This is a genomic window from Dethiosulfovibrio russensis (assembly GCF_021568855.1).
In the GTDB taxonomy this organism is placed as follows: domain Bacteria; phylum Synergistota; class Synergistia; order Synergistales; family Dethiosulfovibrionaceae; genus Dethiosulfovibrio; species Dethiosulfovibrio russensis.
The window spans coordinates 89809-102866 of sequence record NZ_JAKGUG010000008.1; the positions used below are offsets into that span (position 1 = coordinate 89809).

The following is a 13058-nucleotide window of genomic DNA, read 5'->3' on the forward strand; positions in this document are numbered from 1 at the left end:
GTGTATAATCCTTGCAATTTTGAAGGCTCTATTTTGTCGTCAAGTCCATGGGAGACCGGAGCTCCGAGAGCTTCGGCCTTTTTATATTTTTAAAGGGTATTTCGAACAGGCTCCTCTCCGAGGAGACTTGGACGTGAGTTTTTACATATGCCTTAAAGAGAAAGGGGACGATTATACATGAAATTTGCTAAAAGACTGGAATGGTGCGATTCCTCCGATGTGGGGGATATCCTAAAGGCTCTCTCCGATCCGGAGATCCTGTCCCTGGCCGGGGGGCTGCCCGCCCCGGAGCTTTTCCCCATAGAGGAGGTAAAGACCGCCACGGCCCTCGTGTTGGATCGAGAGGGTGATAAAGCGCTTCAGTATTCGTCGGCCCAGGGAGACCCCAGGTTGAGGGAGATGGTCGCCAGGAGGATGACCGATAAATACGGCACTTCGGCAAAGGCCGAGGAGGTACTCATAACCAACGGATCTCAGCAGGCTCTGGATATGGCGGGAAAGGTCTTTCTGGAGGAGGGGTCGGTCGTCCTGTGCGAGAGTCCCACTTATCTCGGGGCTCTTGGAGCCTTCAAGACCTACGGAGCCGAGTTCGTAGGGGTCGAGACCGACTCGGACGGCATGATAATAGAGGACCTTGAACGTAAGCTGAAGGAGATCGACGACGTTCGACTTGTCTACGTGAATCCCGATTTTCAGAATCCCACCGGGATAGACTGGTCGGTGGAGCGAAGGAAAGCCTTCGCCGAGGTGGTCGGTCGATACGGAGTAGCCGCCATAGAGGATAACCCTTACGGTGAGCTTCGTTTCGAGGGTCCCTGTCCGCCCTCGATAAAGAGCTTCGACCGGGCCGGCGTGGTGATCTCCCTGGGATCTTTCTCCAAGATATTCTCTCCCGGCATGAGGGTGGCCTGGATGATAGCGGCTCCTGAGATACTCTCCAAGTTCGGCGATATGAAACAAAACGCCATACTCTGTTCCTCTACGTTGCACCAGGCCCAGATAGTGGCCTACAACGAGATGTTCGATCTCGACGCTCACGTGGAGAGGATCTGCAAGGTCTATAAAAAGAGAATGTCGGTTCTGATAGATTCGGTTAGGGAGTTCTTCCCGAAGGAAGCCGTCGTCGTTCCCCCTGCCGGAGGCCTTTTCGCCTGGGTGGAGCTCCCCGAGGGAGTCAACGCCAGGGAGGTCTTCAAGGTGGCGGTGGAGGAGCATAAAGTGGCTTTCGTCCCGGGCGGAGCCTTTTTCGCCGAGCCGGGGCACGAGAACTACATGCGTCTCAACTTCTCCAATGTGCCGGAGGACAGGCTTAAAGAGGGCATCCGACGATTGGGAGCGGTTCTCTCTCAGATCATGTGATGCCGTCAGTCTTATAAAGTAGAGGGCCCGGAGTTCGTCTGACGAATTCCGGGCCCTCTGCTTTATGGACCTCTCCGAGGAGACTCGGACGTAATTTTTTAGGTGTCTCTCATTTATCCGTCGCGGACGACGTTTTCCGGCCCCTCTTTTCCAGGACGGCAGTGAAATGTCTCGACTCCACCAGAGGCTCTCCCGTCTCTCCCGCCCTGATGTACTCCCGTACCGCCGCGGTGGTGGCGGTGCGGCATATCATGGCTATGTCCCCTCCGCTGGCTCCCTCTGTCGCCTTTGCGAGGGAATCGATGTCGACGTCCTCCGCCATGGGCTTTTCCTGAAGGTGTATCTGGAAAATCTCTTTTCTGCCGTCGTGGTCGGGCATCGGCAGCTCCAGTACCATGTCGAACCGCCCAGCGCTGAAAAGGGCGGGGTCGATCAGGTCTATTCTGTCGGTGGTGCCGAGCACCACCACCCCGTCCATCTCGTCCAGTCCGCTCATCTCTGAGAGGAACTGACTTATGACCCTCTCTGTGAACTGAGAGGCGGACCCCGAATCTCTGCCCCTTACAGGGACCAGGGACTCTATTTCGTCGAAGCAGAGCAGCGAAGGAGCCGCCTGTTTGGCCTTGCGGAAGACCTCTCGGATCGCCCTCTCGCTTTCTCCGACGAATCGGGACATGAGGGATGGACCCTTGACGGAGATGTAGTTGGCTCCGCTCTCTCTGGCCAAAGCCTTCACCAGCAGGGTCTTCCCCGTTCCGGATTTCCCGTGGAGCATTATCCCCCGCGGGGGGGATATGCGGAAGCGACGGAAAACGTCTCCGTGTTCCATGGGCCACTGAACCGCTTCTCGAAGCTCCTCGGTTACCTCGTCCAGACCTCCGACGTCCTGCCATGTGACGTTAGGCCGTTCCACGAAGACCTCTCTTATCGCCGAGGGCTCCACCTCTCTGAGGGCTGCGGTGAAGTTTTTCATGTCTATCTCCATGGTCCTCAGATGATCGTAGGGTACCTGAAAATCCTCGAAATCTATGGAGGGCATTATGCCCCTCAGGGCCGCCATGGCTGCCTCCTTGGCCAGGGCCTCCAGGTCGGCTCCTACGAACCCGTGAGTGACCTCCGCTATCCTGATGAGGTCCACGTCCCTGGCCAGGGGCATCCCTCTGGTATGTATCTGGAGGATCTCCTCTCTGCCCTTTCTGTCCGGTATGGGCACGGCTATCTCTCGGTCGAATCGTCCCGGTCGCCTCAGGGCGGGATCCAGGGTGTTGGGGAGGTTGGTGGCAGCGATCACCACGATCTGTCCTCTTTCCTGAAGGCCGTCCATAAGGGCCAGAAGCTGGGCCACGACACGCCTTTCCACCTGTTTCTCTCCGCCCATCTCCTCCCTTTTGGGGGCTATAGCGTCTATCTCGTCGATGAATATTATGGACGGGGCGTGGGCCTGGGCCTCCTCGAAGACCTCTCGGAGCCTCTGTTCGCTTTCGCCGTAGTATTTGCCTATGATCTCCGGTCCGGATATATGGGTGAACCATGCGTCGGTCTCGTTGGCCACAGCCTTGGCTATCACCGTCTTGCCCGTACCGGGAGGGCCGTAGAGCAGGACTCCCTTGGGAGGCTCTACCCCCAGCCTCAGAAATGCCTGTGGAAACCTCAGGGGAAGCTCGATCATCTCCCTTATTCTCTGTAGCTGGTTGGAGAGACCCCCTACATCTTTATATGTAGCCTTGTCGCTCTTGGCTCCGGCGGAGGGTTTTTCGACGATCAGCTCGCTGGCGGGACTTATCATGACCGACCCTCCCGGCTTTGTGGAGGTTATCTGAAAGTCGCAGTCCCTTCCACCTCCGAGGACCAGCCTTATCCTGTCCCCTTTGATAACCGGGAGTCCGCTCAGCTTTTCCTTCAGCCCCGACGGGTCGAGGTCTTTCTCCAGGAGATGCATCGTGGTAAGGGGTCTTATGGCGACCTCAAAGGCGAAATCCACCACAACCTTGTGGACGGAGATGCGGTCATCCAGTGCGACTCCGGCGTTGCCTCTTGTTAACCCGTCCATGAAGAGAGCCCCCTGTCCGCAGTCGTCGTGGTCGGCCGCCAGCAGTCTCACCGGTGTTCTTCGGCTGCCCTTGATCTCGACGATCTCTCCGTCCGACAGGCCCAGCCTGTCCATGTCCACCGGGTCCATCCTGACGAGTCCGCGACCGATATCTTTTTTCTTTCCGTCCTTAACCTTCAGCATGGTATGCCTTCCTTCCCTTGTAAACTTAAGTGCATCGATTGTATCATAGAAAAACATGGGTGAGGTGTTAGCCTTTTGACCGATCATGTCCTATACTCGAGAATCGATACGTAAAGATAAGGAGTGTCTTTATGGCAGAGACCAGAAAGAGCGTAGAGGATGTAAAGAACCTTCCGGTGGGAGAGAAGTTTTCCTCCGTAGGTGTGGTGCTGGATATCCACGAGAAGAAGGACAAAAACGGCAAAAGTTACTGGACCGTTTCGTTGATGGACAAAACTGGTTCTATGGACGCCAAGATATGGGGCAACGCCCAGTGGTGGGACTTCAGGGAGGGAGTGAAGTCGGAGATAAAGGATCCGGCTTCTTCTACCTTGGTGGGGAACCTCAAGGGCAGCTCGATCGGCGTTATGGGCCAGGTCTCGGAGTTCAGGGGCAAGAATCAGTACAACTTTAACCAGGTCTTCCTGGTCGATCAGGAAAAGGAAGAGTACAGGCCCGAGTCCTTCGTCCAGACCTCCCCGGTGGACGTGAAGGAGCTGGAGCGCCGTTTCGACCTGCTGGTGGATCGGTGTTCAGGGGATGTCCGTTCCTTCATGGAGGAGCTGTTCTCCAAGGACGGCGATCTTTGGAAGAAATTCAGGGTGATGCCGGCGGCGGTCTCCCATCATCACGCCTATGTGCACGGCCTTCTCGAGCACTCGGTGACGGTGACGGAGCTGGCTCTTTCTATGGCGGAGGCCATAGAGGGGCAGGCCCGTCCCGACCGATCGTTGGTCGTGGCTGGGGGATTGCTTCACGATCTTGGAAAGCTGGAGGCCTACGTGTTGAATCCAGGTCCCGGCATGACAGTAGAGGGTACCGTGATAGACCACATAGCCCTCGGCTACAGTCGTTTCGAGGCTCTCGCCGAACGGTATGGGCTGGACAGAACCGTCAGGACCGCTCTGGGGCACATCCTGTTGAGTCACCACGGCCTCAGGGAATACGGATCTCCCGTGCTGCCTGCCACGCCGGAGGCCCTGGTGGTATCGGCGGCGGACGAGCTCGACTTCAAGCTGTTCTGCTGGGGCGACTCGGTTTCCCAGCTTCAAGGCGGAGTGGAGCCGGAGGACTCCGTCTCGGACCTCAACTACTCGGCTCAGCGTCGCTTCTGGAAATGGCGTCCCGACGGGGAGCGGAGCTGATCGATGGATCGTTTCGTCGTCTCCCGACACGACGACGGTCGTAGGTTGGACAAGGTCATCCGAAAGAAATGGCCATCCCTGCCTCTGGGAGCCATGATGAAGGCATTCAGGAAGAAACAGGTACGGGTCGACGGAGCCAGGGCCTACTTCGATCAGAGGCTCGTCGAGGGACAGGAGGTCCTGGTCCCGTGGGAGAGCGCACCAACCGACGTTGGCGCTAAAAGGACCGGAGGTCATCTCGTTACGGTCTACAGGGACGAATCCCTTTGGGTCGTGTCGAAACCGGCGGGACTTCTCAGTCAGCCGGACAGAAAGGGCGGAGACTCGGTGGTGACCAGAGCCTTCCTGCCAGGGTCGTCGTTTCAGCCTCAGGCTGTCAATCGGTTGGACAGAAATACATCGGGTATCATGGTGCTGGCCCTGACAGGAGAGTCTCTCAGAGACCTCTCCTCTCGCTGGAGAGATCGGGAGATGGAGAAGGTCTACCTGGCCCTCGTTGTCGGAGACCTGCCCGAGGAGGGAAGGATAGACGCTCCTCTGTCGAAGGACGGATCCTCAAACAAGGTTTTCGTGGATTCGAAGGGTCAGAGCTCTATGACCCTGTATCGTCGTCTGGCCTCCGGTGGAGGGCTTTCCCTGTGTCTGGTGACCTTGATCACCGGCAGGAGCCATCAGATAAGGGTTCACATGAGCCATATAGGCCATCCCGTATTGGGCGACGTTAAATACGGCGACAGAGCTATCAACGGCGTCAAGGGAGCGAAAAGGCCTATGCTACACGCCTTCTCTGTTTCCTTTCCCGAGATGTCCGGAGATCTGTCCTCGCTCTCCTCCAAGACCTTCAGGGCTCCCATTCCGGAGGATATGGCCGATATGTGTTCGAAAAACGGTATCGTTCCCGATAGGGCTTTTCTTCGATAGGGGGTTGCTAGGGATACCCCTTCATGGTATGATGGCGACAGTAAAACATACCATGGAGGTGTGGATTGTGAGAGAACTTAAACTGGAAGTAACCGATAGAGCGAAGGAGAGAATCCTCGAGATAGGGCCGGAAGTCACGGTTTTCGAGGGAGTTTTAGGTGCTGGCTGAGGAGCGAGACAGGCCGTTCTCGTGAAGAGCGGAGCTCCCGAGGTCAGAGATAACTATCAGGTCTTGAAGGAAGAGGACATGTCTGTCTGGGTCCCTGACGCCATTGATTTCGAAGGCGACTTAGTCGCTGTAGATCTTCAGGGTTTCCTGTGGATGGTCAACCTGGTGGTGACCACCGCCGTTCCGGGCTCCTCCTCCGGAGGTTGCGCCGGATGTACCTCCTGCGGCTAGAAGGATCTCTCGAGCGAACAGGGAAATAAAAACAAAAAAGATTGCGGCTTCCCAAAAGGAAGCCGCAATCTTTTTTTGTGCGGTATTGTTTTACGCCGAAGGAATCGGAGACTCGATTCTTCCGGGGTAGGCCTCCAATCCGGCCTTGAGGATGTCCATGGCCTTGGCCAGGTCCTCGTTTTTAAGCACGTAGGCGAGACGGGCCTCGTTTTTACCTAGGCCGGGAGTGGCGTAGAATCCGGCCGCCGGGGCTACCATGGTGGTCTCTCCGTCCACGTCGAAGTTTTCGAGCATCCATATGGCAAATTTCTCCGCGTCGTCCACCGGCATCTTTATGACCACGTAGAAGGCTCCCTTGGGCTCTTCGCATATGACGCCGGGCATCTCCTTGAGGGCCTTATAGAGGGTGTTTCTCCTCTCCTGATACTCGGTGTTGACCTCGTTTAGGTAGCTTGATGGAGTTCCGTAGAGCGCCGTGGCTCCGACCTGTTCGAGGGTGGGAACGCATAGCCTGCCCTGACAGAGCTTCATGACCTGTTTGGAGAAGTCCTTGTTTTTGCAGGCCAGGGATCCGATCCTGGCTCCGCAGGCGCTGTACCTTTTGGAAACCGAGTCGACTATGACCACACGATCGGCGATCTCCGGCAGGTTGCCGAAGCTGGTGTACTTCAGGCCGTCGTAGACGAACTCGCGGTAGACCTCGTCGGCGATTATGGTCATGTCGTGTTTTCTGACGATCCTGGACAGCATGTCCATCTCGTCTCTGGTGTAGATGACCCCTGTGGGGTTGCCGGGGTTGCTGAGCACGATGGCCCTGGTCTTTTCGGTTATGTTCTTCTCGATCTCTGCTTCCGAGGGGAGGTGGAAGCCCTCTTCCGCCTTGGTGGTTATGGGTACTACCTTTACGTTGATGGCTCTGGTGAACGCGTTGTAGTTGGCGTAGAAGGGTTCGGGAACCATGACCTCGTCGCCGGGATCGCAGAGGGCCATCATGGCGAACATAAGGGCCTCGCTGCCTCCGTTGGTGACGAGGATCTCGTCTGGCTCGAAGTGCATATCGTAGGTCTCGTAATAGGCCGCTATCGCCTCTATCAGTTTGGGATCTCCCGGAGAGGTGGCGTAGGCTATTACCTCCTGGTCGAACTCTCTGATGCTCTTGAGGAACGACGGGGGCGTCATTATATCGGGCTGTCCGATATTGAGGTGATACACCTTCTTCCCCTTTGCCTTTGCCGCGTTTGCTATAGGTACCAACTTTCTTATCGGTGATTCCTGCATTGCGTTGATGCGATCAGAGAACCTCACGGACAACATCTCCTCCTGAAAAAGATAGTTTTGAGATTACCCAGGTTCATGATACCATGGAACCGGTCGATTTTATATTGCGAATAATTGGTCTTGCGATAGAGCTTTGAAGATTGTCTATCAGGACCTTATTTAGCGGTATTGGTCGATCTAGTTATGCAATATACTGTATACTTTGGCCTGGCAGAGAGGTCTTTACGGAGGTGGTAGAAACAGGGACGATATGAAATCCAGTAACCTTGTCGTGTGGAGAGTGTCGAGCGATTCATCGATAATGCGTGCGAGGAGGTATCAGTCTTTATGGAAGCAGTAATGAGGATTAACGGAATAGTCAACGGTTTTGTGTGGGGTCCATGGACTCTCACCCTTTTGGTAGGTACCGGCATATACCTGACGATCATCCTAGGCGTGCCGCAGATTCGTTATTTCGGTTTTATGTTCAAAGAGGTTATAGGACGTCTCGGTAAAAAACAGGAAAAGACGGAGGGTTCCATCTCCTCTTTCTCGGCTCTGGCAACCGCCCTGGCCTCCACGGTCGGGACGGGTAACATAGCCGGTGTGGCTACGGCTCTTCACCTTGGAGGTCCGGGAGCTCTGTTTTGGATGCTCATCTCCGCGGTCTTCGGCATGACGACCAAATTCGCCGAGGTCACGTTGGCGGTCCATTTTAGAGAGAAGGACAGCACCGGACAGTGGAGGGGCGGCACCATGTACGTTCTCGAGAAGGGTACAGGACAGAAATGGCTTGCCTGGCTCTTCGCCTTTTTTGCGTCCTTTGCGTCCTTCGGCATCGGTAACGCCATCCAGGCCAACTCCACCGCCGAAGGTCTCGCTCTGGGCTTCGGAGTTCCCCATCTCGCCACAGGTATAGTTCTGGCTATACTGACTGCCGCCGTCATAATGGGCGGAATCAACGGAATAGCCAGGGTTACCACCTATCTGGTTCCCTTCATGGCCATCTTCTACATCATCGGTGCTCTCATAACCGTCGGAGTCAACGGAGCCAATGTGCCCGCCGCCTTCGGCAGAGCAATCAAGTACGCCTTCTCCGATCCCATGGCCATGCCTGGAGCCTTGGCCGGATGGAGCATAAAGATGGCCCTTACCAAGGGACTCGCCCGAGGGGTCTTCTCCAACGAGGCCGGTCTCGGATCGGCTCCCATGGTTCACGCTGCCGCTACGGTAGACCACCCTGTCCGTCAGGGCGTCTACGGCCTCTTCGAGGTCTTCACCGACACCATAGTCATCTGTACCCTCACCGCTCTTGCCATCCTTACTACCAGTTCCCTGGTCGGGCAGCCTGAGCTCACAGGGGCCCAGCTTAGCCTTACCGCCTTCCAGGAGGTTCTGGGACAGACGGGGGTCATGATACTGTCCACCGGACTTGCCCTGTTCTCCTTCTCCACCATCCTGGGCTGGTACTGGTACGGCGAGACCAGCGTCACCTATATCCTAGGAGACAGCAAGCCGGTTATAATGGGCTTTAAGGTCATGTGGATCCTGGTTCTTCTGGTCGGTGCATCCGGTGGTGGTGGCAACTTCCTGGCCAACATCTGGAATATGTCTGACACTATGAACGGCCTCATGGCCATACCCAACCTCATAGCCTTGCTCTGGCTCTCCAATGAGGTGAAAAAGCTCGTCAAGGACTTCGACGACAAGCGTCGCAAAGGAATTCTGGAGTAACATATAGAGAGCGAATCTCGGGGCGAGGTGTCCGCTGGGCACCTGCGCCCCTCTTTTGCGTAAATTTTGTCTTTTGAGGAGGCGGTTATCGGTGAACTACAGGCCGAGCCGGATGGAGGTAAGCCTCGATAATCTGGCTTTCAACTACAGGTCGATCAAGAACCACGTCGGTCCCGAGGTGCAGCTCATGTCGGTTATAAAGGCCGATGCCTACGGTCACGGGGTGATGGAGGTCGCCAGGCGTCTGTCCTCGGAGGGGTGTCAGCGGTTCGCCGTCGCGACGTCCGACGAGGCCTTTGCCTTGAGGGACGGAGGGGTGGGAGAGGCCCTTCTGATCATGGGGCCCACGTCCTACGCCGCAGCGGGCGAATTGGTACGACGGAAAGTCTCGGTAGCTCTCACCGACATGGATATGGCCAGATCCCTCTCCAAGGCCGCCGAGAGCGAGGGTACCCCGGCTTACGTGCATCTCAAGGTCGACTCTGGAATGGGACGAATCGGATTTCTTCCTGAAGAGGTCCCGGCTATCTTGGACGAGCTGATATCCCTTCCGGGGGTAGTGGTGGAGGGGCTTTTCACCCATTTTGCTACCGCAGACGAGAGACGACTGGACTACACCGAGTCCCAGTATCGTCGATATCTAGACGTGTTGGCCATGCTGGAGGACAAGGGGGTGAGGATACCTGTCAGGCACGTCTGCAACAGTGCCGGAACGTTGAATTCTCCGGAAAAGCATCTGGACGCCTGTCGCCCCGGGGTGATTTTGTACGGTATGTGGCCTTCGGGGGATTGCATCAGGCCCATAGAGCTCAAACCGACCTTCGAGGTCAAGACTAGCATAGCCATGATAAGAAATCTGCCTCCGAGAAGCGGGGTCGGATACGGACTCAGATATATGACCAGGGGAGACGAACGTATAGCCGTTTTGCCTATAGGCTACGCCGACGGTCTCTCCAGAGCCTTCTCTATGAAGATCCAGGTGCTAGTGAAGGGAACCAGGGTTCCCCAGGTCGGCAACATATGCATGGATCAGACCATGATAGACGTGACCGGTCTGGATGTCTCGGTCGGAGACGAGGTGGTTATAGTTGGTTCCCAGGGAGACGAGACCATAACCCCGGACGAGCTTGCCGGAGCGAGACATAACACCATAAACTACGAAATTCCCATAATGTTCAGCAAGCGGATTCCTAGGGTGTATGTGTAGCTGCAGGGCTTTTTTAAATATTGAAAATATATATTCTTGATATTTTTTGATCAAATTACGGGATACGGTTGGTATTGCCACCCAAATGGTGTTAATATCATCAAGGATTGTGGTCACCTTGCGACCTAAAGAGGTCGCATATTTTGCAGGAGGTGTATTTTCATGGCAGTGGTGAAACGTACTTCCGATAACGTACTGCTCGATACGGCCCTCAAGAACTTCTACGCCGCGACGGAGGAGATGGGACTCGAGGACGGACTGGTAGAGATACTCAGCCGTTCGGAGAGAAAGACCTGCGTCTCCATCCCGGTCGAGATGGACGACGGAACGGTCAAGGTATTCGACGGATTCCGCGTAGCTCACTCCTCGGCGGTCGGCCCGGCCAAGGGTGGCGTTCGCTTCCACCCCGAGGTCTGTCTTGACGAGTGCGAGGCTCTGGCTTTCATGATGACCTGGAAATGTTCCTTGGCCGGTATTCCCTACGGTGGAGGCAAGGGTGGAGTCTGTTGTAACCCTCTTGAGATCTCTCCCAAGGAGAAAGAACGCATCTGCAGGACCTTTGCCGCTCGGATCGAGCCGGTCGTAGGTGCCTGGACCGACATCCCCGCTCCCGACGTCAACACCGGTGGACAGGAGATGGTATGGTTTATGGATACCATCAGCAAGATGCGCGGACGCCTCGAGCCGGCGATCTTCACAGGCAAGCCCATCCCTCTGTGGGGTTCCAAGGGCCGTAACGCCGCTACCGGACTCGGAGTGGCTACCTGTGCCATCGAGCTGATGAACGCGCTCGACAAGCCAGTCAAGGGTGCGACCGTGGCCGTTCAGGGCTTCGGAAACGTCGGAACCTTCGCTGCCTTGACGATGATAGACGCAGGAGCCAAGGTCGTAGCCATCAGCGACATCACCGGAACCTACTATTGCAAGGACGGTCTGGACATCAAGAAGGCCTTCGATCATGTCTCCAACCATCCCAAGAAGCTTCTTGAAGGATTCGAGCAGCCCGGTCTTGAGAAGAGGGATCTCGCTGCCCTCGTAACGACCGAGTGCGACATCCTTCTGCCCTGTGCTCTTGAGGGAGCCATCAACGGTAAGAACGCCGACGAAGTCAAGGCCAAGTACATCGTAGAGGGAGCCAACGGCCCCATCACTCCCGAGGCGGACGCCGTTCTCGACGGTAAGGGGATCCTGGTCGTTCCTGATTTCCTGGCTAACTCCGGCGGAGTCATAGGCTCCTACTTCGAGTGGTGTCAGGACCTGGGCGGATTCTTCTGGACCCAGGAGGACTACAACAACCGTCTTCTCAGGATCATGAAGGACAACTTCAAGACGGTCTGGGATTACTCTCAGAGCAAGAACGTCAAGATGCGCAGAGCCGCCTTCATGGCAGCCATCCAGCGTGTCGCCGATGCCGTAAAGATGAGAGGCGTCTTTATGTAGAACCGAATATAAAGCTGTCTGAACGAGGCCGATCGATTTTTCGATCGGCCTCGTTTTTTTGTCTGTCGGGTTTGACAAATGGGAAGGTCGAGTTTAAAATATCAGTAATCGTTACTGATATTGATAGGAGGTCGCTAAATGTATCGTATAGGAGACAAGATCGAGGATATCAAGACCAACGCTTTTCATCAGGGAGACCTGAAGGAGATAAAAATGTCCGATTACGAGGGGAAATGGAAGGTTTTGTTCTTCTATCCCGCCGATTTTACCTTCGTATGTCCCACCGAACTGGGGGAAATGGCCGATTACTACGATAAATTCGTGGAGGAAGGGGCCGAGATTTTCAGCGTCAGCACCGACTCCGAGTTCGTCCATATGGCCTGGCACGAGGCTTCTCCGACGATAGCCAAGATTCGTTTCCCCATGTTGGCCGATCCCAGCGGCAAGATAAGCAGGGATTTCGGGGTATACTTGGAGGAGGATGGGGTAGCCCTGAGAGGGACCTTCGTGATCGATCCTCAGGGAGTGCTGAAGGCGGTGGAGATACACGATCTCGATATCGGCAGAAGTGCCAAGGAGGCTCTCAGAAAACTCCAGGCCGCTAAATTCTCCGCCGCACACGGTCAGGTTTGTCCCGCAAGCTGGGAACCCGGTGACGAGGGAATGGTTCCAGGGAAGGATCTTGTAGGAAAAATATAGAAGGAGATGGTATCATGGGTTCCGAGGAAAAAATTCTGGAGGCTCTTTCCGAGAAGGCCATGAAAGCCGGAGAGCTAGCCGAATCTATCGGTCTGGAGAAGGACGATGTCTCCAAGGCGTTGAAGACCCTGAAGGCTCAGGGCAGGGTGGTATCCCCTAAACGCTGTTATTACGGACTCCCGGAGTAGGTGATTCTATGGCCATGCAGAGAAGATCGAGACAGAGGGACGCCATACTCAAGGTCCTTGAGGTTGAGGGAGTTCACCCTACCGCTGAGGACGTTCTCGCGGAGGTCCGCAAAGAGATCCCCAACGTCAGTCTCGGAACGATCTACAGGAATCTAGATCAACTCTGCGAGGCCGGACTGATCTGGAAGATCCAGATGGAGGAGGGGCCCTGCCGCTACGAGGGCAATCTGGACGGACACCTTCATGCCGTCTGTCCCATATGTGGAGAGATAAGGGATGTCTGGCCCTCCGGGGATCCCATAGCCCGCGATTCGCTCCCGAAGGAGTTCGCCGAGGCGGAATACAGGCTTCTGCTTATATCTCCATGTGAAAGATGTCGTTGCAAGGCTTGAAAAAGAGTAGGTCCGACCTTAAGGTCGGACCTACTCTTTTTCGT

The 13058-nt window shown here is 55.7% G+C and carries 12 protein-coding genes; 10 read left to right on the forward strand and 2 right to left on the reverse strand.

Annotation, left to right across the window (positions count from 1 at the left end; translation table 11 throughout):
• Window positions 1–177 precede the first annotated feature (177 nt).
• On the forward strand, window positions 178–1359 hold the full coding sequence (locus L2W48_RS09790) for an aminotransferase-like domain-containing protein (RefSeq protein WP_236099582.1): 1182 nt from the start codon (window positions 178–180) through the stop codon (window positions 1357–1359).
• A 109-nt stretch (window positions 1360–1468) separates the two neighbouring features.
• On the opposite strand, the gene L2W48_RS09795 is transcribed toward L2W48_RS09790, so the two are convergent.
• The gene (locus L2W48_RS09795) at window positions 1469–3592 is read right to left on the reverse strand and encodes a CDC48 family AAA ATPase (RefSeq protein ID WP_236099583.1); all 2124 of its coding nucleotides are present in this window, start codon (window positions 3590–3592) and stop codon (window positions 1469–1471) included.
• 131 nt (window positions 3593–3723) lie between these two features.
• Between L2W48_RS09795 and L2W48_RS09800 the strand changes: the two genes are divergently transcribed.
• The 3 genes from L2W48_RS09800 to L2W48_RS09810 all read left to right on the forward strand — a co-directional run bounded on the left by L2W48_RS09800 (window position 3724) and on the right by L2W48_RS09810 (window position 6097).
• The gene (locus L2W48_RS09800) at window positions 3724–4776 is read left to right on the forward strand and encodes a 3'-5' exoribonuclease YhaM family protein (protein ID WP_236099584.1); all 1053 of its coding nucleotides are present in this window, start codon (window positions 3724–3726) and stop codon (window positions 4774–4776) included.
• 3 nt (window positions 4777–4779) lie between these two features.
• Window positions 4780–5697: an RluA family pseudouridine synthase gene (locus tag L2W48_RS09805; RefSeq protein WP_236099585.1), complete on the forward strand. Its 918-nt coding sequence runs from the start codon at window positions 4780–4782 to the stop codon at window positions 5695–5697.
• Window positions 5698–5887: 190 nt separating this feature from the next.
• Window positions 5888–6097 carry a hypothetical protein gene (locus L2W48_RS09810; RefSeq protein ID WP_236099586.1) on the forward strand — a complete coding sequence of 70 codons (210 nt, stop codon included), beginning with the start codon at window positions 5888–5890 and terminating at the stop codon, window positions 6095–6097.
• A 90-nt stretch (window positions 6098–6187) separates the two neighbouring features.
• Here L2W48_RS09810 and L2W48_RS09815 read toward each other — a convergent pair whose 3' ends face one another.
• Window positions 6188–7411 (reverse strand): pyridoxal phosphate-dependent aminotransferase, encoded by a 1224-nt coding sequence (locus L2W48_RS09815; RefSeq protein WP_236099587.1) that lies wholly within the window; start codon window positions 7409–7411, stop codon window positions 6188–6190.
• Window positions 7412–7702: 291 nt separating this feature from the next.
• Between L2W48_RS09815 and L2W48_RS09820 the strand changes: the two genes are divergently transcribed.
• The 6 genes from L2W48_RS09820 (at window position 7703) to L2W48_RS09845 (ending at window position 13014) form a co-directional block, all read left to right on the forward strand.
• Window positions 7703–9088, forward strand: coding sequence for an alanine/glycine:cation symporter family protein (locus L2W48_RS09820; protein WP_236099588.1), 1386 nt, complete (start codon window positions 7703–7705; stop codon window positions 9086–9088).
• Between the two features lie 91 nt (window positions 9089–9179).
• Entirely contained in the window at window positions 9180–10295 is a 1116-nt protein-coding gene (gene alr, locus L2W48_RS09825; RefSeq protein ID WP_236099589.1) for an alanine racemase, read from the forward strand.
• Between the two features lie 162 nt (window positions 10296–10457).
• Window positions 10458–11735: a Glu/Leu/Phe/Val family dehydrogenase gene (locus L2W48_RS09830; RefSeq protein ID WP_236099590.1), complete on the forward strand. Its 1278-nt coding sequence runs from the start codon at window positions 10458–10460 to the stop codon at window positions 11733–11735.
• A 138-nt stretch (window positions 11736–11873) separates the two neighbouring features.
• Window positions 11874–12434: a peroxiredoxin gene (locus tag L2W48_RS09835; RefSeq protein WP_236099591.1), complete on the forward strand. Its 561-nt coding sequence runs from the start codon at window positions 11874–11876 to the stop codon at window positions 12432–12434.
• Window positions 12435–12448: 14 nt separating this feature from the next.
• Window positions 12449–12622, forward strand: a complete 174-nt coding sequence (locus tag L2W48_RS09840; protein WP_236099592.1) for a helix-turn-helix domain-containing protein — start codon at window positions 12449–12451, stop codon at window positions 12620–12622.
• A 14-nt stretch (window positions 12623–12636) separates the two neighbouring features.
• The gene (locus L2W48_RS09845; RefSeq protein WP_236099593.1) at window positions 12637–13014 is read left to right on the forward strand and encodes a Fur family transcriptional regulator; all 378 of its coding nucleotides are present in this window, start codon (window positions 12637–12639) and stop codon (window positions 13012–13014) included.
• Window positions 13015–13058 lie beyond the last annotated feature (44 nt).

Bases quoted from the DNA above. Each gene is read 5' to 3' on its own strand.
- L2W48_RS09790 (WP_236099582.1), top strand. From the start codon at position 178: ATGAAATTTGCTAAAAGACTGGAATGGTGCGATTCCTCCGATGTGGGG.
- L2W48_RS09795 (WP_236099583.1), bottom strand. From the start codon at position 3,592: ATGCTGAAGGTTAAGGACGGAAAGAAAAAAGATATCGGTCGCGGACTC.
- L2W48_RS09800 (WP_236099584.1), top strand. From the start codon at position 3,724: ATGGCAGAGACCAGAAAGAGCGTAGAGGATGTAAAGAACCTTCCGGTG.
- L2W48_RS09805 (WP_236099585.1), top strand. From the start codon at position 4,780: ATGGATCGTTTCGTCGTCTCCCGACACGACGACGGTCGTAGGTTGGAC.
- L2W48_RS09815 (WP_236099587.1), bottom strand. From the start codon at position 7,411: ATGTTGTCCGTGAGGTTCTCTGATCGCATCAACGCAATGCAGGAATCA.
- L2W48_RS09820 (WP_236099588.1), top strand. From the start codon at position 7,703: ATGGAAGCAGTAATGAGGATTAACGGAATAGTCAACGGTTTTGTGTGG.
- L2W48_RS09830 (WP_236099590.1), top strand. From the start codon at position 10,458: ATGGCAGTGGTGAAACGTACTTCCGATAACGTACTGCTCGATACGGCC.
- L2W48_RS09835 (WP_236099591.1), top strand. From the start codon at position 11,874: ATGTATCGTATAGGAGACAAGATCGAGGATATCAAGACCAACGCTTTT.
- L2W48_RS09840 (WP_236099592.1), top strand. From the start codon at position 12,449: ATGGGTTCCGAGGAAAAAATTCTGGAGGCTCTTTCCGAGAAGGCCATG.
- L2W48_RS09845 (WP_236099593.1), top strand. From the start codon at position 12,637: ATGCAGAGAAGATCGAGACAGAGGGACGCCATACTCAAGGTCCTTGAG.